Origin of the sequence: Roseateles sp. SL47 (assembly GCF_026625885.1) — a bacterium.
Classification (GTDB): domain Bacteria; phylum Pseudomonadota; class Gammaproteobacteria; order Burkholderiales; family Burkholderiaceae_C; genus Roseateles.
On the sequence record NZ_CP113068.1, the window covers coordinates 5557171 to 5577941 of the forward strand.

Annotated in this window: 7 protein-coding genes, 2 tRNA genes, 6 rRNA genes and 1 pseudogene; all 16 read right to left on the reverse strand. The window is 58.1% G+C overall.

Translation table 11 applies throughout. From position 1 onward, the window contains the following. Positions 1–212: 212 nt before the first annotated feature. Positions 213–325: ribosomal RNA gene (rrf, locus tag OU995_RS24090) — 5S ribosomal RNA — on the reverse strand. 169 nt (positions 326–494) lie between these two features. Further along, positions 495–3374: ribosomal RNA gene (locus OU995_RS24095) — 23S ribosomal RNA — on the reverse strand. A gap of 328 nt (positions 3375–3702) precedes the next feature. Beyond that, positions 3703–3778, reverse strand: a tRNA-Ala gene (locus OU995_RS24100). Between the two features lie 34 nt (positions 3779–3812). After that, a tRNA-Ile gene (locus OU995_RS24105) sits at positions 3813–3889 on the reverse strand. A gap of 208 nt (positions 3890–4097) precedes the next feature. Continuing rightward, positions 4098–5626: ribosomal RNA gene (locus OU995_RS24110) — 16S ribosomal RNA — on the reverse strand. A gap of 406 nt (positions 5627–6032) precedes the next feature. Then, a 5S ribosomal RNA gene (rrf, locus tag OU995_RS24115) occupies positions 6033–6145 on the reverse strand. Between the two features lie 169 nt (positions 6146–6314). Next, a 23S ribosomal RNA gene (locus OU995_RS24120) occupies positions 6315–9194 on the reverse strand. Positions 9195–9623: 429 nt separating this feature from the next. Continuing rightward, positions 9624–11152, reverse strand: a 16S ribosomal RNA gene (locus OU995_RS24125). Together the 16S, 23S and 5S rRNA genes with 2 tRNA genes alongside form the textbook arrangement of a ribosomal RNA operon. 670 nt (positions 11153–11822) lie before the next feature. After that, a pseudogene (gene ltrA / locus OU995_RS24130) lies at positions 11823–13207 on the reverse strand (group II intron reverse transcriptase/maturase). A gap of 472 nt (positions 13208–13679) precedes the next feature. Continuing rightward, a complete protein-coding gene (locus tag OU995_RS24135) occupies positions 13680–15185 on the reverse strand; it encodes a tripartite tricarboxylate transporter permease (RefSeq protein ID WP_267832699.1) in 1506 nt (501 codons plus the stop codon). A 10-nt stretch (positions 15186–15195) separates the two neighbouring features. After that, on the reverse strand, positions 15196–15663 hold the full coding sequence (locus OU995_RS24140) for a tripartite tricarboxylate transporter TctB family protein (protein WP_267832700.1): 468 nt from the start codon (positions 15661–15663) through the stop codon (positions 15196–15198). Positions 15664–15801: 138 nt separating this feature from the next. After that, entirely contained in the window at positions 15802–17601 is a 1800-nt protein-coding gene (locus OU995_RS24145) for a GspE/PulE family protein (protein WP_267832701.1), read from the reverse strand. Between the two features lie 3 nt (positions 17602–17604). After that, positions 17605–18396 (reverse strand): spermidine synthase, encoded by a 792-nt coding sequence (locus OU995_RS24150; RefSeq protein WP_267832702.1) that lies wholly within the window; start codon positions 18394–18396, stop codon positions 17605–17607. A gap of 54 nt (positions 18397–18450) precedes the next feature. Beyond that, complete coding sequence (locus OU995_RS24155) at positions 18451–18960, reverse strand: DNA-deoxyinosine glycosylase (RefSeq protein ID WP_267836363.1); 510 nt, start codon at positions 18958–18960, stop codon at positions 18451–18453. Continuing rightward, positions 18960–19808, reverse strand: coding sequence for a TatD family hydrolase (locus OU995_RS24160; RefSeq protein WP_267832703.1), 849 nt, complete (start codon positions 19806–19808; stop codon positions 18960–18962). Before OU995_RS24160 ends, OU995_RS24155 begins: the two co-directional genes overlap by 1 nt. 15 nt (positions 19809–19823) lie before the next feature. Continuing rightward, entirely contained in the window at positions 19824–20726 is a 903-nt protein-coding gene (purU, locus tag OU995_RS24165; protein ID WP_267832704.1) for a formyltetrahydrofolate deformylase, read from the reverse strand. Between the last annotated feature and the right edge of the window lie 45 nt (positions 20727–20771).

Here is a 20771-nt window from a genome sequence, read left to right on the forward strand (position 1 = left end):
TCAGGGGTGTTGGTCGGTGCATGACATCACAATGTGCTGCCCTCCGTTGCCGACGAAACACTGCACTCGGGAGGGTGTTGCCGCCCAATTTTTATGGGGGTGATATTCGTCGCCCCACATTCATGGCCCCAAAATTCATCGCCCTTAAATTCGTCGCCCCAAAAGCAAAACCCCTTGAACTGCTGGAGTTCAAGGGGTTTGCAGGGTTATTAGCCTGACGATGACCTACTTTCACACGGGAATCCGCACTATCATCGGCGCTGAGTCGTTTCACGGTCCTGTTCGGGATGGGAAGGGGTGGGACCGACTCGCTATGGTCATCAGGCTTGACTGGTTGGCCAGCTGCGTCCCTGGGAAGGGTGGGCAGCTCGCCCAATTCGTAGAGTCTTTGGTGAATCAGCTTTGATTTGATTGCGTCCTCAGCTTGAGGAACGGCTTTGATCAATTAAATCGATCTGCGTGACCACTCGCTTCGACATGATTGTCAAAGTTATAGGGTCAAGCCTCACGGGCAATTAGTACTGGTTAGCTTAACGCATTACTGCGCTTCCACACCCAGCCTATCAACGTCCTGGTCTTGAACGACCCTTCAGGGGGCTCAAGGCCCCGGCAAGACTCATCTTGAGACGAGTTTCCCGCTTAGATGCTTTCAGCGGTTATCTCTTCCGCACTTAGCTACTCGGCGATGCCACTGGCGTGACAACCGATACACCAGAGGTGCGTCCACTCCGGTCCTCTCGTACTAGGAGCAGGCTCTCTCAATCTTGCAGCGCCCACGGAAGATAGGGACCAAACTGTCTCACGACGTTTTAAACCCAGCTCACGTACCTCTTTAAATGGCGAACAGCCATACCCTTGGGACCGGCTACAGCCCCAGGATGAGATGAGCCGACATCGAGGTGCCAAACACCGCCGTCGATATGAACTCTTGGGCGGTATCAGCCTGTTATCCCCAGAGTACCTTTTATCCGTTGAGCGATGGCCCTTCCATACAGAACCACCGGATCACTTAGTCCTACTTTCGTACCTGCTCGACTTGTCAGTCTCGCAGTCAAGCACGCTTATGCCTATGCACTATTAGCACGATTTCCGACCGTGCCTAGCGTACCTTCGAACTCCTCCGTTACACTTTGGGAGGAGACCGCCCCAGTCAAACTGCCCACCATACACTGTCCCCAACCCGGATCACGGGCCAAGGTTAGAACCTCAAACACACCAGGGTGGTATTTCAACGTTGGCTCCACCTGATCTAGCGACCAGGTTTCAAAGCCTCCCACCTATCCTACACAGATCTGTTCAAAGTCCAATGTAAAGCTACAGTAAAGGTTCATGGGGTCTTTCCGTCTTTCCGCGGGGAGATTGCATCATCACAAACATTTCAACTTCGCTGAGTCTCTGGAGGAGACAGTGTGGCCATCGTTACGCCATTCGTGCAGGTCGGAACTTACCCGACAAGGAATTTCGCTACCTTAGGACCGTTATAGTTACGGCCGCCGTTTACTGGGACTTCAGTCAAGAGCTTGCACCCCATCATTTAATCTTCCAGCACCGGGCAGGCGTCACACCCTATACGTCGACTTTCGTCTTTGCAGAGTGCTGTGTTTTTAATAAACAGTCGCAGCCACCGATTCTCTGCGGCCTCATTGGGCTCCCCAAGTAAATGGTTCACCTACTAAAGGCACACCTTCTTCCGAAGTTACGGTGTCAATTTGCCGAGTTCCTTCTCCAGAGTTCTCTCAAGCGCCTGAGAATACTCATCACGCGCACCAGTGTCGGTTTGCGGTACGGTCGTCTATAGCTGAAGCTTAGTGGCTTTTCCTGGAAGCAGGGTATCACTCACTTCGTCTGCAAGCAGACTCGTTATCACACCTCAGCTAAGCCCTCCGGATTTGCCTAGAGGGCACGCCTACATGCTTGAACCGGGACATCCAACACCCGGCTGAGCTAACCTTCTCCGTCCCCACATCGCACTATAGATCGGTACAGGAATATTGACCTGTTTCCCATCAGCTACGCATCTCTGCCTCGCCTTAGGGGCCGACTCACCCTACGCCGATGAACGTTGCGTAGGAAACCTTGCGCTTACGGCGAGGGGGCTTTTCACCCCCTTTAACGCTACTCATGTCAGCATTCGCACTTCTGATACCTCCAGCAGGCCTCACGACCCACCTTCACAGGCGTACAGAACGCTCTCCTACCACGCACAGTAAACTGTGCATCCGCAGCTTCGGTAACTGGCTTAGCCCCGTTACATCTTCCGCGCAGGACGACTCGATCAGTGAGCTATTACGCTTTCTTTAAATGATGGCTGCTTCTAAGCCAACATCCTGACTGTTTTAGCCTTCCCACTTCGTTTCCCACTTAGCCAATTTTAGGGACCTTAGCTGGCGGTCTGGGTTGTTTCCCTCTTGAGTCCGGACGTTAGCACCCGGTGCTCTGTCTCCCAAGCTGTACTCTTCGGTATTCGGAGTTTGCATAGGTTTGGTAAGTCGCCATGACCCCCTAGCCTAAACAGTGCTCTACCCCCGAAGGTAATACTTGAGGCACTACCTAAATAGTTTTCGGAGAGAACCAGCTATCTCCAGGTTTGTTTAGCCTTTCACCCCTATCCACAGCTCATCCGCTAGTTTTGCAACACTAGTCGGTTCGGACCTCCAGCACCTGTTACGGTACCTTCATCCTGGCCATGGATAGATCACCTGGTTTCGGGTCTACACCCAGCGACTATTTCGCCCTATTCGGACTCGATTTCTCTACGGCTACCCTATTCGGTTAACCTCGCCACTGAATGTAAGTCGCTGACCCATTATACAAAAGGTACGCAGTCACCCCTGAGGGCTCCTACTTTTTGTATGCATGCGGTTTCAGGATCTATTTCACTCCCCTCCCGGGGTTCTTTTCGCCTTTCCCTCACGGTACTTGTTCACTATCGGTCGATTACGAGTATTTAGCCTTGGAGGATGGTCCCCCCATGTTCAGACAGGATTTCACGTGTCCCGCCCTACTCTTTTCGTGCCTAGTTCCACAATCAACATTTTTCATACGGGGCTATCACCCGCTATGGCCGGACTTTCCATTCCGTTCTGATATGCCAACTGCTAAAACACGAGGGCTACTCCGATTTCGCTCGCCACTACTTTCGGAATCTCGGTTGATGTCTTTTCCTCGAGCTACTGAGATGTTTCAGTTCGCCCGGTTCGCCTTGCATGCCTATGTATTCAGCATGCAATACCTCTTGCGAGGTGGGTTTCCCCATTCGGAAATCTCCGGATCAAAGCTAATTTGCCAGCTCCCCGAAGCTTATCGCAGGCTATCACGTCCTTCGTCGCCTGTAATCGCCAAGGCATCCACCACATGCACTTAGTCACTTGACCCTATAACTTTGACATCACGCAGATGTCGTCAAGGACAGACGCTCAACAACTTGAGCGTTTTATTGAGTATCACGCGTTTTCGCCGTTCTTCAATTTCTTCTCTTACCTTGCGGTCAGAGTTGAAGTCTGGTGACGCAATCAAATGTCGCTGGCGGCACGGTGCCAGTCTGCCCCTTTACGAGCAGCCAGCTTTCCGCCAGCAACGCTGATTCGACTCTACGAATTGTTAAAGAACAACAGTGCGGCCTCAAAGGCCAGACTGGCAAACCAGAACATCCAACAGCCTGCGCTGAAGGACACTGTGGTTTGCCAACCGTGAGAAGTGAACTGGTGGAGGATGACGGGATCGAACCGACGACCCCCTGCTTGCAAAGCAGGTGCTCTCCCAGCTGAGCTAATCCCCCAAGATCCCTGAATCTTCAGACTCCGAGTTCTTCGTGGTGGGTCTGGCTGGATTCGAACCAGCGACCCCCGCCTTATCAAGACGGTGCTCTAACCGACTGAGCTACAGACCCACGCGTTTGTTGCGTCGCCCATAGCTCTGTCGTTATCGCTCACCTGGCAGCAACTCCGTGCTTCAGGCCAGCTCGCCAGGCGCCGTGCGACTATGTTCACTCTACTGTTGTAGTTACAGCCAATAAGTGTGGGCGCGCTGAATGTCGGCGTTTGTGGACCTTGCTCATTCAACAACCGAAGTTGCTGAGTGGCTCGGCCATTCTCTAGAAAGGAGGTGATCCAGCCGCACCTTCCGATACGGCTACCTTGTTACGACTTCACCCCAGTCACGAACCCTGCCGTGGTAATCGCCCTCCTTGCGGTTAGGCTAACTACTTCTGGCAGAACCCGCTCCCATGGTGTGACGGGCGGTGTGTACAAGACCCGGGAACGTATTCACCGCGGCAAGCTGATCCGCGATTACTAGCGATTCCGACTTCACGCAGTCGAGTTGCAGACTGCGATCCGGACTACGACCGGGTTTCTGGGATTAGCTCCCCCTCGCGGGTTGGCAGCCCTCTGTCCCGGCCATTGTATGACGTGTGTAGCCCTACCCATAAGGGCCATGATGACCTGACGTCATCCCCACCTTCCTCCGGTTTGTCACCGGCAGTCTCATTAGAGTGCCCTTTCGTAGCAACTAATGACAAGGGTTGCGCTCGTTGCGGGACTTAACCCAACATCTCACGACACGAGCTGACGACGGCCATGCAGCACCTGTGTCCAGGTTCTCTTTCGAGCACTCTCACATCTCTGCAAGATTCCTGGCATGTCAAGGGTAGGTAAGGTTTTTCGCGTTGCATCGAATTAAACCACATCATCCACCGCTTGTGCGGGTCCCCGTCAATTCCTTTGAGTTTCAACCTTGCGGCCGTACTCCCCAGGCGGTCAACTTCACGCGTTAGCTACGTTACTGAGAAGAAACCCTCCCAACAACCAGTTGACATCGTTTAGGGCGTGGACTACCAGGGTATCTAATCCTGTTTGCTCCCCACGCTTTCGTGCATGAGCGTCAGTACAGGCCCAGGGGATTGCCTTCGCCATCGGTGTTCCTCCACATATCTACGCATTTCACTGCTACACGTGGAATTCCATCCCCCTCTGCCGTACTCTAGCTATGCAGTCACAAATGCAGTTCCCAGGTTGAGCCCGGGGATTTCACATCTGTCTTGCATAACCGCCTGCGCACGCTTTACGCCCAGTAATTCCGATTAACGCTTGCACCCTACGTATTACCGCGGCTGCTGGCACGTAGTTAGCCGGTGCTTATTCTTCAGGTACCGTCATCCCTCCGAGGTATTAGCTCAAAGGATTTCTTCCCTGACAAAAGCGGTTTACAACCCGAAGGCCTTCTTCCCGCACGCGGCATGGCTGGATCAGGGTTGCCCCCATTGTCCAAAATTCCCCACTGCTGCCTCCCGTAGGAGTCTGGGCCGTGTCTCAGTCCCAGTGTGGCTGGTCGTCCTCTCAGACCAGCTACAGATCGTAGGCTTGGTAGGCCTTTACCCCACCAACTACCTAATCTGATATCGGCCGCTCCAATTGCGCGAGGTCTTGCGATCCCCCGCTTTCACCCTCAGGTCGTATGCGGTATTAGCTGCTCTTTCGAGCAGTTATCCCCCACAACTGGGCACGTTCCGATACATTACTCACCCGTTCGCCACTCGTCGCCAGGTTGCCCCGCGTTACCGTTCGACTTGCATGTGTAAGGCATGCCGCCAGCGTTCAATCTGAGCCAGGATCAAACTCTACAGTTCGATCTTGAATAACTCAACGGAATCGAACAAAGACTACTTTCATAGCTTCATTCATTTCCGTGAGCGTCTAAAGATTTAACCTTCTCAGGTTGCCTCTATTCAGACGCCCACGCTTATTGGCTGTAAATTTTTAAAGATCATCGAAGCAGCTGAGCTGTCTTCGTTTGCTGCTGCTTTCTTACGTCGTTTTGTTGACGTCGTCAGCAGCGCAGAAGCGAGATTATGAACTAGCTTTTTCAAGCCGTCAAGCACTCTGTTTAAAAATCTTTGGCAAGTCGCTGAAGCAACCTGACCGCCGATCTTCAACCTTCAAAGATCAGCACTGACATCGGTCAACACTGATCTCTGCAGGCTGCAGGCAGAGATACAAACGCCCGGTCACACGACCGGGCGTCCGTAGATATTAGCCTGACGATGACCTACTTTCACACGGGAATCCGCACTATCATCGGCGCTGAGTCGTTTCACGGTCCTGTTCGGGATGGGAAGGGGTGGGACCGACTCGCTATGGTCATCAGGCTTGACTGGTTGGCCAGCTGCGTCCCTGGGAAGGGTGGGCAGCTCGCCCAATTCGTAGAGTCTTTGGTGAATCAGCTTTGATTTGATTGCGTCCTCAGCTTGAGGAACGGCTTTGATCGATTAAATCGATCTGCGTGACCACTCGCTTCGACATGATTGTCAAAGTTATAGGGTCAAGCCTCACGGGCAATTAGTACTGGTTAGCTTAACGCATTACTGCGCTTCCACACCCAGCCTATCAACGTCCTGGTCTTGAACGACCCTTCAGGGGGCTCAAGGCCCCGGCAAGACTCATCTTGAGACGAGTTTCCCGCTTAGATGCTTTCAGCGGTTATCTCTTCCGCACTTAGCTACTCGGCGATGCCACTGGCGTGACAACCGATACACCAGAGGTGCGTCCACTCCGGTCCTCTCGTACTAGGAGCAGGCTCTCTCAATCTTGCAGCGCCCACGGAAGATAGGGACCAAACTGTCTCACGACGTTTTAAACCCAGCTCACGTACCTCTTTAAATGGCGAACAGCCATACCCTTGGGACCGGCTACAGCCCCAGGATGAGATGAGCCGACATCGAGGTGCCAAACACCGCCGTCGATATGAACTCTTGGGCGGTATCAGCCTGTTATCCCCAGAGTACCTTTTATCCGTTGAGCGATGGCCCTTCCATACAGAACCACCGGATCACTTAGTCCTACTTTCGTACCTGCTCGACTTGTCAGTCTCGCAGTCAAGCACGCTTATGCCTATGCACTATTAGCACGATTTCCGACCGTGCCTAGCGTACCTTCGAACTCCTCCGTTACACTTTGGGAGGAGACCGCCCCAGTCAAACTGCCCACCATACACTGTCCCCAACCCGGATCACGGGCCAAGGTTAGAACCTCAAACACACCAGGGTGGTATTTCAACGTTGGCTCCACCTGATCTAGCGACCAGGTTTCAAAGCCTCCCACCTATCCTACACAGATCTGTTCAAAGTCCAATGTAAAGCTACAGTAAAGGTTCATGGGGTCTTTCCGTCTTTCCGCGGGGAGATTGCATCATCACAAACATTTCAACTTCGCTGAGTCTCTGGAGGAGACAGTGTGGCCATCGTTACGCCATTCGTGCAGGTCGGAACTTACCCGACAAGGAATTTCGCTACCTTAGGACCGTTATAGTTACGGCCGCCGTTTACTGGGACTTCAGTCAAGAGCTTGCACCCCATCATTTAATCTTCCAGCACCGGGCAGGCGTCACACCCTATACGTCGACTTTCGTCTTTGCAGAGTGCTGTGTTTTTAATAAACAGTCGCAGCCACCGATTCTCTGCGGCCTCATTGGGCTCCCCAAGTAAATGGTTCACCTACTAAAGGCACACCTTCTTCCGAAGTTACGGTGTCAATTTGCCGAGTTCCTTCTCCAGAGTTCTCTCAAGCGCCTGAGAATACTCATCACGCGCACCAGTGTCGGTTTGCGGTACGGTCGTCTATAGCTGAAGCTTAGTGGCTTTTCCTGGAAGCAGGGTATCACTCACTTCGTCTGCAAGCAGACTCGTTATCACACCTCAGCTAAGCCCTCCGGATTTGCCTAGAGGGCACGCCTACATGCTTGAACCGGGACATCCAACACCCGGCTGAGCTAACCTTCTCCGTCCCCACATCGCACTATAGATCGGTACAGGAATATTGACCTGTTTCCCATCAGCTACGCATCTCTGCCTCGCCTTAGGGGCCGACTCACCCTACGCCGATGAACGTTGCGTAGGAAACCTTGCGCTTACGGCGAGGGGGCTTTTCACCCCCTTTAACGCTACTCATGTCAGCATTCGCACTTCTGATACCTCCAGCAGGCCTCACGACCCACCTTCACAGGCGTACAGAACGCTCTCCTACCACGCACAGTAAACTGTGCATCCGCAGCTTCGGTAACTGGCTTAGCCCCGTTACATCTTCCGCGCAGGACGACTCGATCAGTGAGCTATTACGCTTTCTTTAAATGATGGCTGCTTCTAAGCCAACATCCTGACTGTTTTAGCCTTCCCACTTCGTTTCCCACTTAGCCAATTTTAGGGACCTTAGCTGGCGGTCTGGGTTGTTTCCCTCTTGAGTCCGGACGTTAGCACCCGGTGCTCTGTCTCCCAAGCTGTACTCTTCGGTATTCGGAGTTTGCATAGGTTTGGTAAGTCGCCATGACCCCCTAGCCTAAACAGTGCTCTACCCCCGAAGGTAATACTTGAGGCACTACCTAAATAGTTTTCGGAGAGAACCAGCTATCTCCAGGTTTGTTTAGCCTTTCACCCCTATCCACAGCTCATCCGCTAGTTTTGCAACACTAGTCGGTTCGGACCTCCAGCACCTGTTACGGTACCTTCATCCTGGCCATGGATAGATCACCTGGTTTCGGGTCTACACCCAGCGACTATTTCGCCCTATTCGGACTCGATTTCTCTACGGCTACCCTATTCGGTTAACCTCGCCACTGAATGTAAGTCGCTGACCCATTATACAAAAGGTACGCAGTCACCCCTGAGGGCTCCTACTTTTTGTATGCATGCGGTTTCAGGATCTATTTCACTCCCCTCCCGGGGTTCTTTTCGCCTTTCCCTCACGGTACTTGTTCACTATCGGTCGATTACGAGTATTTAGCCTTGGAGGATGGTCCCCCCATGTTCAGACAGGATTTCACGTGTCCCGCCCTACTCTTTTCGTGCCTAGTTCCACAATCAACATTTTTCATACGGGGCTATCACCCGCTATGGCCGGACTTTCCATTCCGTTCTGATATGCCAACTGCTAAAACACGAGGGCTACTCCGATTTCGCTCGCCACTACTTTCGGAATCTCGGTTGATGTCTTTTCCTCGAGCTACTGAGATGTTTCAGTTCGCCCGGTTCGCCTTGCATGCCTATGTATTCAGCATGCAATACCTCTTGCGAGGTGGGTTTCCCCATTCGGAAATCTCCGGATCAAAGCTAATTTGCCAGCTCCCCGAAGCTTATCGCAGGCTATCACGTCCTTCGTCGCCTGTAATCGCCAAGGCATCCACCACATGCACTTAGTCACTTGACCCTATAACTTTGACATCACGCAGATGTCGTCAAGGACAGACGCTCAACAACTTGAGCGTTTTATTGAGTATCACGCGTTTTCGCCGTTCTTCAATTTCTTCTCTTACCTTGCGGTCAGAGTTGAAGTCTGGTGACGCAATCAAATGTCGCTGGCGGCACGGTGCCAGTCTGCCCCTTTACGAGCAGCCAACTTTCCGCCAGCAACGCTGATTCGACTCTACGAATTGTTAAAGAACAACAGTACGGCCTCAAAGGCCAGACTGGCAAACCAGAACATCATTATCGCTCAAATAAGCGACCTTGATACTGTGGTTTGCCAACCAACTGTCTTTCATCTACAGCCAATAAGTGTGGGCGCGCTGAATATCGGCGTTTGTGGACCTCGCTCATCCAACAACCGAAGTTGCTGAGTGGCTCGGCCATTCTCTAGAAAGGAGGTGATCCAGCCGCACCTTCCGATACGGCTACCTTGTTACGACTTCACCCCAGTCACGAACCCTGCCGTGGTAATCGCCCTCCTTGCGGTTAGGCTAACTACTTCTGGCAGAACCCGCTCCCATGGTGTGACGGGCGGTGTGTACAAGACCCGGGAACGTATTCACCGCGGCAAGCTGATCCGCGATTACTAGCGATTCCGACTTCACGCAGTCGAGTTGCAGACTGCGATCCGGACTACGACCGGGTTTCTGGGATTAGCTCCCCCTCGCGGGTTGGCAGCCCTCTGTCCCGGCCATTGTATGACGTGTGTAGCCCTACCCATAAGGGCCATGATGACCTGACGTCATCCCCACCTTCCTCCGGTTTGTCACCGGCAGTCTCATTAGAGTGCCCTTTCGTAGCAACTAATGACAAGGGTTGCGCTCGTTGCGGGACTTAACCCAACATCTCACGACACGAGCTGACGACGGCCATGCAGCACCTGTGTCCAGGTTCTCTTTCGAGCACTCTCACATCTCTGCAAGATTCCTGGCATGTCAAGGGTAGGTAAGGTTTTTCGCGTTGCATCGAATTAAACCACATCATCCACCGCTTGTGCGGGTCCCCGTCAATTCCTTTGAGTTTCAACCTTGCGGCCGTACTCCCCAGGCGGTCAACTTCACGCGTTAGCTACGTTACTGAGAAGAAACCCTCCCAACAACCAGTTGACATCGTTTAGGGCGTGGACTACCAGGGTATCTAATCCTGTTTGCTCCCCACGCTTTCGTGCATGAGCGTCAGTACAGGCCCAGGGGATTGCCTTCGCCATCGGTGTTCCTCCACATATCTACGCATTTCACTGCTACACGTGGAATTCCATCCCCCTCTGCCGTACTCTAGCCATGCAGTCACAAATGCAGTTCCCAGGTTGAGCCCGGGGATTTCACATCTGTCTTGCATAACCGCCTGCGCACGCTTTACGCCCAGTAATTCCGATTAACGCTTGCACCCTACGTATTACCGCGGCTGCTGGCACGTAGTTAGCCGGTGCTTATTCTTCAGGTACCGTCATCCCTCCGAGGTATTAGCTCAAAGGATTTCTTCCCTGACAAAAGCGGTTTACAACCCGAAGGCCTTCTTCCCGCACGCGGCATGGCTGGATCAGGGTTGCCCCCATTGTCCAAAATTCCCCACTGCTGCCTCCCGTAGGAGTCTGGGCCGTGTCTCAGTCCCAGTGTGGCTGGTCGTCCTCTCAGACCAGCTACAGATCGTAGGCTTGGTAGGCCTTTACCCCACCAACTACCTAATCTGATATCGGCCGCTCCAATTGCGCGAGGTCTTGCGATCCCCCGCTTTCACCCTCAGGTCGTATGCGGTATTAGCTGCTCTTTCGAGCAGTTATCCCCCACAACTGGGCACGTTCCGATACATTACTCACCCGTTCGCCACTCGTCGCCAGGTTGCCCCGCGTTACCGTTCGACTTGCATGTGTAAGGCATGCCGCCAGCGTTCAATCTGAGCCAGGATCAAACTCTACAGTTCGATCTTGAATAACTCAACGGAATCGAACAAAGACTACTTTCATAGCTTCATTCATTTCCGTGAGCGTCTAAAGATTTAACCTTCTCAGGTTGCCTCTATTCAGACGCCCACGCTTATTGGCTGTAAATTTTTAAAGATCATCGAAGCAGCTAAGCTGTCTTCGTTTGCTGCTGCTTTCTTACGTCGTTTTGTTGACGTCGTCAGCAGCGCAGAAGCGAGATTATGAACCATTCTTTCTGATTTCGTCAAGCAGTCAGTGCAAATTATTTTTTACGCTGACTGCGAGACAGTGATCATCAAGACTCATCACCTCGCCACCACTTGGAACCAAGAGAAAGACCGCATACTTGCAAGCTATTTCTCTCAGCACCTTGCGGCGCCCGCCGTCTTCATTCAGTTCAGAACTTTGTTCAGAACGTCTTGCTGACCAGCGAAGCCTTAGACTGTAGCACAGCATTTTCTGCACTCACAACAACCCCAAGTACTTCGTGGCGATATTCGCCCATTCAAGAGCAAGTTCGCAAGAGGCCTTGCTGCCCCGCCGTGGTCCAGGCCCTGTATGGTCGGTCTTTGAGCCCCTTCCAGATCGGGATAGGGGCAGCCCCTGGGCTGAACCCCTCCCACACCACCCGGCATGCGGGTCCGCACCGGGCGGTTCGAGAGCTTGAGGTCATGAGAGACGAGGCACGCCAAGGCGGTCGAACCAAGCCACCGTGAGCACGTTGTTGAGCGACTTTGCGCTGTTTCGCCACCAGCGGCGGCTATTCGCCGCCACGCGGTGGGCCACAGCAGGATTGGCCCCCAAGGCCCGCAACTGTCGGTAAATGGTCGGCCCGCGCTTCCACTGCTTGAGCTGGAGCGCCCGCAACCGGTGCCGCAGCCACTCGTCCAGCTCGCGCCAGACTTTGGGTGTCTGCGCCATCCGGAAGTAGCCCTTCCAGCCCAGCAGGTACGGCCGCAACCCTTGCACGACCTGTTCCATGCTGCGCCCGCCAGAGCGCCGTGTGAGTTGCCGGATGCGCGCCTTGAAGTCGTTCTGGGCCTTGACGGCCACCGCACACTTCACCTCCCGCCCCTTGGCCACCCACAGCTCATAACCCAGGAACTTGCGCCCGAAGGCGCTGCACACGGCACTTTTGGCTTCATTGATCTGAAGTTTCAGCTTGCCGTAGAGCCTCCTGAGCCAGGCCATCACCCGCTCACCGGCCTTCCTGCTGCCCACATAGACGTTGCAGTCGTCGGCGTAGCGCGCGAAGCAGTAGCCCCTCGCCTCCAGCGCCTTGTCCACCTCGTCGAGCAGCACGTTGGCCAGCAGCGGGCTCAGCGCCCCCCTTGCGGCGTCCCCTGGTCTCGCTCCACCTTGACCCCGCCATCCATGATCCCGGCGTTCAGGTACGCACGGATCAGCCGCAGCACGGCTGCGTCCGGGATGCGTCTCTTGAGCCGGTCCATCAGGATGTCGTGATTCACCCGGTCGAAGAACTTCGCCAGGTCCACATCCACCACCACGCGCTTGCCCGACTGCACGTAGGCCCGAGCAGCTCTCACCGCATCGTGCGCACTCCGTCCCGGTCGGAACCCGTGGCTGTGCTTGCTGAAGGTGCGATCGATCAGCGGTTGCAGCACTTGCAGCAGTGCCTGCTGGATCAACCGATCCGTCACCGTCGGGATACCCAGCTCACGCTGGCTCCCATCCGGTTTGGGGATCATCACCCTGCGTACCGGCGATGGCCGGTACTTCCCCGCCAGCAGCGCCTGGCGAATCTGCGGCCAACTCGTTTGCAGCAGGCGACGCGTGTGCTCAATGTCGAGCCCGTCCACGCCCGCTGCGCCCTTGTTGGCTTTGACCCGCTTCCACGCCACTTGCAGGTTCTCTCTTGTCAGCGCCGCCGCCAGCAGGGGGCCAGCCCCAGCCTCCGGCGTGGCCGACCCTGTGCCCGGGTGCTCACGGAACGGGCCGCAGGCTTCGTCGCTGGCAGGATCACGCCCGGCTTCACCGTGCGCTACGCCTGCCCGCCCGGATGACTCCGGCATCTGACGCTTGGCCTTTGACATCCCCGTGTCCTCGGTCACTCACTCTCGTTCGGTCCTTCGCCTCTCGCTGCTGGCCTTGGCGGCCCCGCTACCCAGCTACTACGACCTCTGCTGACTCCTCGCTCCGGCAGCGCCGTCGCCCTTTCAGGCATGAGGCGAGGTCTCCTCAGGTAAGAACGCACTCTTTCACTGCACAACCGCCGGATCTACACCGCCTCGCCTTGATCACGAGAGCTTCGCGGTTACGTGCCCGCTCACCCTGCTCGGCAGCGCCTTCTATCCGGTTCTTGTCCATCGGCTCGCAGCTTCGCTCCACGCTTCCTCCCCACACTCGGTCACCCTCATGCAGTTGCGCTTCACTTCGTTCGCTGTGATCAACTTACGGCGGGACTTGCACCCGCAAGAGTGCGCTCATGCTGAGCGCACACGTCAAAAAAAAGGCCCGCAGCTGCGGGCCTTTTGTCTTGTTCGATGCATTCCGCATCGGCGCGTGTCAATCCTCCTGGAAGGCTTCCTCGCGCTTGTTCTTGATCGAGGGCAGCATCACGATGATCACCATCAGCGCTGCCGCAATCAGCAGCCCGGCCGAGAGCGGACGGACCATGAAGGTGCTCCAGTCCCCGCGCGACAGCAGCAGCGCACGGCGCAGGTTCTCTTCCATCATCGGGCCCAGGATGAAGCCCAGCAACAGGGGTGCCGGTTCGCAGCTCAACTTGTAGAAGGCATAACCCACCACTGCAAAGGCGGCCGTCATGAACACATCGAAGTTGTTGTTGTTCAGCGTGTAGGTACCGATGCAGCAGAACACCACGATGGCAGGGAACAGGAATCGGTAGGGCACGGTCAGCAGCTTGATCCAGATGCCGATCAGCGGCAGGTTCAGAATCACCAGCATCAGGTTGCCGATCCACATGGACGCGATCAGCCCCCAGAAGAGTTCCGGGTTGCTGGTCATCACCTGCGGCCCCGGCTGGATGCCCTTGATGGTCATCGCCCCCACCATCAGCGCCATCACCGCATTGGGCGGGATGCCCAGGGTCAACATCGGGATGAAGGAGGTCTGTGCGCCTGCATTGTTGGCAGACTCCGGTCCGGCCACCCCCTGAATGGCACCCTTGCCAAAGCGGCTCGGGTCCTTGGCGACCTTCTTCTCCAGCGTGTAGGCCGCAAACGAGGCCAGCAAGGCACCGCCGCCCGGCAGCACCCCCAGCAACGAGCCCAGCGCCGTGCCGCGCAGCACGGCCGGCCACGCGTCATGGAAGTCCTGCTTGGTCGGCCACAGCCCCTTGACGCTCTTCGTGAACACCTCGCGGTGCTCCGCTGGCTGCCCCAGGTTCGCAATGATTTCCCCGAAGCCGAAGATCCCCATGGCGATCACCACGAAGTTGATGCCGTCGGTCAGCTCAGGAATGTCAAACGAAAAACGCGGGGTGCCGGAGATCACGTCGGTGTTGATCTGCCCCAGCAGCAGCCCGAGCACGATCATGGCGATCGCTTTGAGCAAGGACCCGGACGCCAGCACCACCGCACCGATCAGGCCCAGCACCATCAGCGAGAAATACTCCGCCGGGCCGAACTTGAACGCCAGTTCCGTGAGCGGGGGCGCAAACGCCGCGATGATGATGGTCCCGACGCAGCCCGCAAAGAACGAGCCCAGGCCAGCCGCCGCCAAAGCAGCACCGGCGCGCCCCTGACGGGCCATCTGGTAGCCCTCAATGGCGGTCACGACCGACGACGACTCTCCAGGCACATTGATCAGGATGGCGGTGGTCGAACCGCCGTACTGCGCGCCGTAGTAAATGCCGGCCAGCATGATCAGCGCCGGTGTCGCATCCAGCGCGTAGATGGAGGGCAGCAGCATGGCGATGGTCGCCACCGGTCCGAGGCCCGGCAACACACCGATCAGGGTGCCCAGCACGGCACCGCCAAAGGCGTACAGCAGGTTCTGGAGTGTCAGGGCCGTCTGAAAGCCCAGCATCAGATTGTTCAGCAGATCCATGCGGGGCTCCTCATGCGCCGATGAAGGTTGGCCACACAGGGATCACGAGACTCAATCCCCACACAAAAATCGCCCAGCTGCCGATGGTGAGCACCACGCTGCTGAGGATGGCATCGCGCCAGTTGAACTCGTCGCTGGCCATCGAGGACATGATGATCAGCAAGGGCAGCGTGATCGCCAGCCCCAACCGGGGCAAGGCAAAGCCGAAGACCACAATCGCGGCCACCACAATCACCAGGGGCCGCCAGGCGAAGGACCCGATGGGCTGACCGCCCTCGGATTCGATCGTCAGTGCCTTGAACAGCACGGCGCCCCCCAGAATGGCCAGCAAGACGCCCAATCCGAACGGAAAATAACCAGGCCCGGGACGGGCCGAACTGCCAAAGCTGTAGTGGACCAGAGAACCCCACGCGAACGCGACGCCAACGATCACAAACAACAGCCCTGACCAGAAGTCGCGCTGACTCTTGATCTTCATCGAGGCTACCTCTAGAGGCTTGAATGGCGGCGATTCTAGGGAGCGGCAGCCCCCTGCCCTCTGTGGTTTCCACGTAAAACGCCGGCAGGGCATTCCCTGGGGCGTCTCAGGGGGCAGTTATCGCGTCCTTGTGTGACTTCAGCCCTGGTTTTCCCAGGTCGGTGTGCTGCGAAGCACTTCGTCCAGGGTGGTCAGCCCTTCCGCCACCTTCATGGCGCCGCCCAGACGCAGCGGCCGCAGCCCCTCCTGCACCGCCTGTCGGCGCAGGGCCGTCATGTCGGTATGGGGGTGCAGATGCTTGCGCACGCTGTCGGAGAGCATCAGCAGCTCATACAAGCCTGCGCGCCCCCGGAAGCCGGTGTTGCGGCAGTCCAGGCAGCCCACCGGCTTGTAAGACTTCACCCCGCCGCTGAGGCGCCAGGGTTTGAGCGTTTCGTTCAGGGTCTCCACGGTGACGTCCGGATCCGGTGCCTTGCAGCTGGGGCAGAGTGTGCGCACCAGCCGCTGCGCCAGGACGCCGATGACGGTGGCGTCGATCAGATAGTTGGGCACGCCCAGGTCGGTCAGCCGGGTGATGGCCGACACCGAATCGTTGGTGTGCAGGGTGGAGAACACCAGATGGCCGGTCAGCGACGCCTGAATCGCCATTTCGGCGGTTTCCAGATCGCGGATTTCGCCCACCATGATGATGTCCGGGTCCTGGCGCATCAGGGCACGCAGCCCTTCTGCAAAGCCGAAGTCGATCGAGGCCAGCACTTGCGACTGATTGAATGCGGGTTCGATCATTTCGATCGGGTCTTCCACCGTGCAGACGTTCACCTCATCCGTGGCCAGCCGCTTGAGGGTGGAATAGAGCGTGGAGGTCTTGCCGGAGCCGGTCGGACCGGTCACCAGGATGATGCCGTGGGGACGGGCGGTCAGGCGGGTCCAGCGGTCGGCATCATGGGTGGAGAAGCCCAATTGCGCCAGGTCCTTGACGGCGGTGTCCGGATCAAAAATCCGCATCACCATCTTTTCACCAAAGGCGGTCGGCAGCGTGGACAGCCGCATTTCCACCTCTTCACCGGCAGGATTGCGGGTCTTGATCCGCCCATCCAGCGGCCGGCGCTTTTCCACCACGTCCATGCGCCCCAGCAGCTTGATCCGGGCGGTCATGGCCGCCATCACCGACGGTGGCAGTTGGTAGACGGTATGCAGCACCCCGTCGATACGGAAGCGGATGGCCCCCATCTCCCGGCGTGGCTCCAGATGGATGTCCGAAGCGCGCTGGTCAAAGGCGTATTGCCAGAGCCAGTCCACCACCTGCACCACGCCCTGGTCGTTGGCATCGAGCTGGCGATTGCTGCGGCCCAGTTCCACCAGTTGTTCAAAGCTGGCGGTCTGGCTCACCTCCCCGCTCTTGGAGGCCGCGCGGACCGACCGGGCCAGGGTGAAGAACTCCGTCGTAAAGCGGCTGATCTCTTGCGGGTTGGACAGCACCAGCTTCACCCGCTTGCGGGTGTGCGATTCAATCTGCGGCACCCAGGCCACGTCCAGCGGCTCGGCAGTGGCCACCGTCACCTCGGTCAGCCCCACCTGGATGGGCAGGCAGCGCCGCGCTTCCGCATAGTTGGCGGACATCACGTCCGCCACACGGCCCACATCCACCTTGAGCGGGTCGATGCGCATGTAAGGCAGCTTCAGCCGAGCCGCGAGCCATTCGGTCATGGCCTCGATGTCGAGCACGCGTCCGGAGTCCTGCCGGGTCAGCCCCGCATTGCCCAGCCGCACCAGTGGATGCAGGGCGCTGTTACCGGCCGCAAAGCGGGTCTCGGTCTGCTGGGCTTTTTCGGCGTCGATCACACCGTCTTCGACCAGCCACTTCAACAGCGAGCGCCATTCCAGCTTGCCGCCGGGAGGGGTGGCGGCCTCCGGGGCCTTGGGGCTTGAGGTCTTCATGGCTTATTCGCGGATCTGGTTGATGATGTTCACCGGCAGCGGGCGCACCAGCTTCAGCCATTTCGGGGCTGGCAGCTCGAAGCGGTCCTCGATGAACGCGGCGCGGCGCTCCAGGGTCTCGCGGTCGGGCACCTCCACGCCGCGGGCGGCCACCACGATGGTGTTGCCTTCACGGGTGGGTGTCAGGTGCCAGACCTGATCAGAGCCAAAGGCCGTGGCAATGCGGGCAGCGCTGCGAGTGAAGCTGGCGCTGCGCCCAAACAGATTGACCACCATCAGGCCGCCATCCGCCAGCACGGCGCGGCAGTTGTTGTAGAACTGCTGGTCGTCCAGCACCGGCGCGGCCGCCTCGTGGTCGTACAAGTCCACATGCAGCACCTGTGCCGTGCCCCAGTGCGTGGCATCGGCCACCCAGGTGCCGGCGTCCTGGTTGACCACCTGGAAGCGATCGTCATCGTCCGGCAGGTGGAACCAATGGCGGCAGGCGCTGATCACCGTCGGGTTGATCTCCACGGCCGTGGTCTTCATCTTCAACTGCCGACGGCAGAAGCGGCTCAGGGCCCCGGCCCCCAGGCCCAGTTGCACGGCACGCCCGGTGGTCACCTCGGCCGATTCGCGCCACAGCATCCAGGCCATCATCCGCTGGACATATTCCAGCTCGAGTTTGTCGGGCTTCTTCACCCGCATGGCCCCCTGCACCCAGATGGAATCCAGGTGCAGATAACGGACCCCGTCGAATTCGCTCAGCGTGGCCTCGACCCAGCTTGTCTTGTTCTTGTCCCGCTTGTTGCCCACTGCGTCATCCTGATGAGAGGTGCCCTGGTGACGACGCCTCCGTGTCACCGCGGGTCACTGTTGAATCCCGGACCTTTCACCAGCCGCCCTCAGCGCCTGCCAGGCCCGCAACTTCTCATCGTAGGGCATCGTGTGGGCGGGGCTGGATGAAGGAAGCACCAGAACCCGGTAAAGCTTTGCAAGCTCACCCAACTGTCGGTGACCCAGACGGCCGGCCGTGCCGCCGTTGAAGCCAATCACCTGCAGATCGGGCAGTTGCTGGAGCAGGTGCGCCAGGTCGCTGGCCTCCGGGTCGCGGATGGCGCTGTCCAGGCTGCCCTGGCGCTCGGTCTCGGTGATCACGTCCCAGAGCGCGATGCGATGCCGGCGCAGGGCGTCCAGACGCTCCGCATATGGCAGGGCCGCCAGATCCACGCCCCGGACGTCACCCAACAGGCGCCAGAACTGGTTGCGCGGATGACCGTAATACTGCTGGGCCTTCAGCGAGGCCAGCCCCGGGAAGCTGCCCAGCAGCAGCCACTGCGCATCCGGGGCATACACCGGTGGGAGCCCTTGCCAGCGCATCAAGCCCCAGAGCCAGGCGCGCCCGCCGCGTGCAGCGCCTTCAGTCGCGGCAGAGCCGCCAGCGCATTCGCCTGGGTGATGCGCGCGGCCTGCTCTGCGCTCCATCCCCGCAGGGCCGCCAGATCCGCGCCGATGCGGGGCAATTCACCGGGCTCGTTGCGCATGGTGGCACCCGCAGCCCGCTCCTCGGCGGTCTTGTAGAGCCAGTGCGGGGGAATGTCCGGTGCATCGGTTTCGGTCACCAGCGCGGTGTCCGGGAGTTCGCTGGCCAGGCGGCGGATCTGCAAGGAGCGGTCGAAGGTGAGTGTGCCGCCAAATCCCAGGCGGAACCCCAGCGCCAGGAAGGCATCGGCCTGCTGACGGCTGCCGTTGAACGCATGGCCGATGCCGCCGGTGGTCAGCCCCGTGCGCCGCAGTCCCGCCAGCAACTGGTCCGCGCTGCGACGCACATGCAGAATCACCGGCAGCCCGTGACGGCGGGCCAGCTTGAGCTGCTCCCTGTAGAAATGCTGCTGCCGTGCCGGGTCCAGCATGCTGACGAAGAAGTCCAGCCCGATTTCACCGATGGCCACCAGGCGCGGATCGTCCCGGTGGGTGGTCAGCGCCAGATCCAGCACCTGCAGGTCCTCATCGGAGGCCTGCATCACATACAGCGGATGGATGCCGAGTGCATAAGCAAAGCCATGCGCATGGGCCAGCCGCCGCACGGTGTCGAAGTTCTGCACCGATACGGCCGGGATCACCACCTGGCTCACACCCGCCGCCCGCGCCCGCGCCACGACCGCGTCGCGGTCGGGGTCGAACTCGCCCGCGTCGAGATGGCAATGGGTGTCAATCCACATGGGCAAGCGGCCCGCAGGCCATCAGCGGAACACCACGGTGCGGTGCCCGTTGAGCAGCACGCGATGCTCGGCATGCCACTGGATGGCTCGTGCCAGCGTGACGCATTCCACGTCACGGCCGATGGCCACCAGTTGGTCCGGCGTCATGCTGTGGTCGATGCGGGCCACGTCCTGCTCGATGATCGGGCCTTCATCCAGGTCGGACGTCACATAGTGCGCGGTTGCCCCAATCAGCTTCACGCCACGCTCATGCGCCTGGTGATAGGGCCGCGCGCCCTTGAAGCTGGGCAGGAAGCTGTGATGGATGTTGATGGCCCGCCCTTCCAGGTAGCGGCACATCTGCGGCGAGAGAATCTGCATGTAGCGAGCCAGCACCACCAGGTCGATCTGTTGCTCCTCGATCACCTCCTGGATGCGACGCTCCTGCGCCAGCTTCTGCTCGTCACTGGCCTGCAGTAGCGGGAAGTGATGGAAGGGAATGTCGTGCGAGGCGGCCAGTTGATAGAAGTCCCGGTGGTTGGACACGATGGCCGGAATCTCGATGGCGAGATGCCCGGTCTGCACCCGGAACAACAGGTCGTTGAGGCAGTGGCCCAGCTTGGACACCAGCAGCAGCACCCGCGTCTTGCGCTGGGCATCCACCAGCTCCCAGTCCATCTGCAGCCGTTGGGCCAGCGGCTGGAAAACGGTGCGCAGCGCCTCCACCGGGCGTGCTTGCGCGCATTCAAACTCGATGCGCATGAAGAAGCGGTGGTGATCGGCATCCCCGTGCTGGGCGGACGTCAGGATATTGCCCCCCTGGGCCAGCAGCTCACCGGTCACAGCATGCACGATGCCCGCCTGGTCGGGGCAACTGAGCTTGAGGATGAAGCGGCGCGAGGCCGTGGAGGCGCCTGCAGACATGGATGCGGATCGGGTCGTCATGATGGGCCCCATGGTAATTCACGGGGTTGGCGTCTGCGGTCGGCG

What these genes read in the sequence shown, in the direction of transcription:
- OU995_RS24145 (WP_267832701.1), bottom strand. Translation starts at nt 17,601, where the DNA reads ATGAAGACCTCAAGCCCCAAGGCCCCGGAGGCCGCCACCCCTCCCGGC.
- OU995_RS24155 (WP_267836363.1), bottom strand. Translation starts at nt 18,960, where the DNA reads ATGCGCTGGCAAGGGCTCCCACCGGTGTATGCCCCGGATGCGCAGTGG.
- OU995_RS24140 (WP_267832700.1), bottom strand. Translation starts at nt 15,663, where the DNA reads ATGAAGATCAAGAGTCAGCGCGACTTCTGGTCAGGGCTGTTGTTTGTG.
- purU (WP_267832704.1), bottom strand. Translation starts at nt 20,726, where the DNA reads ATGACGACCCGATCCGCATCCATGTCTGCAGGCGCCTCCACGGCCTCG.
- OU995_RS24135 (WP_267832699.1), bottom strand. Translation starts at nt 15,185, where the DNA reads ATGGATCTGCTGAACAATCTGATGCTGGGCTTTCAGACGGCCCTGACA.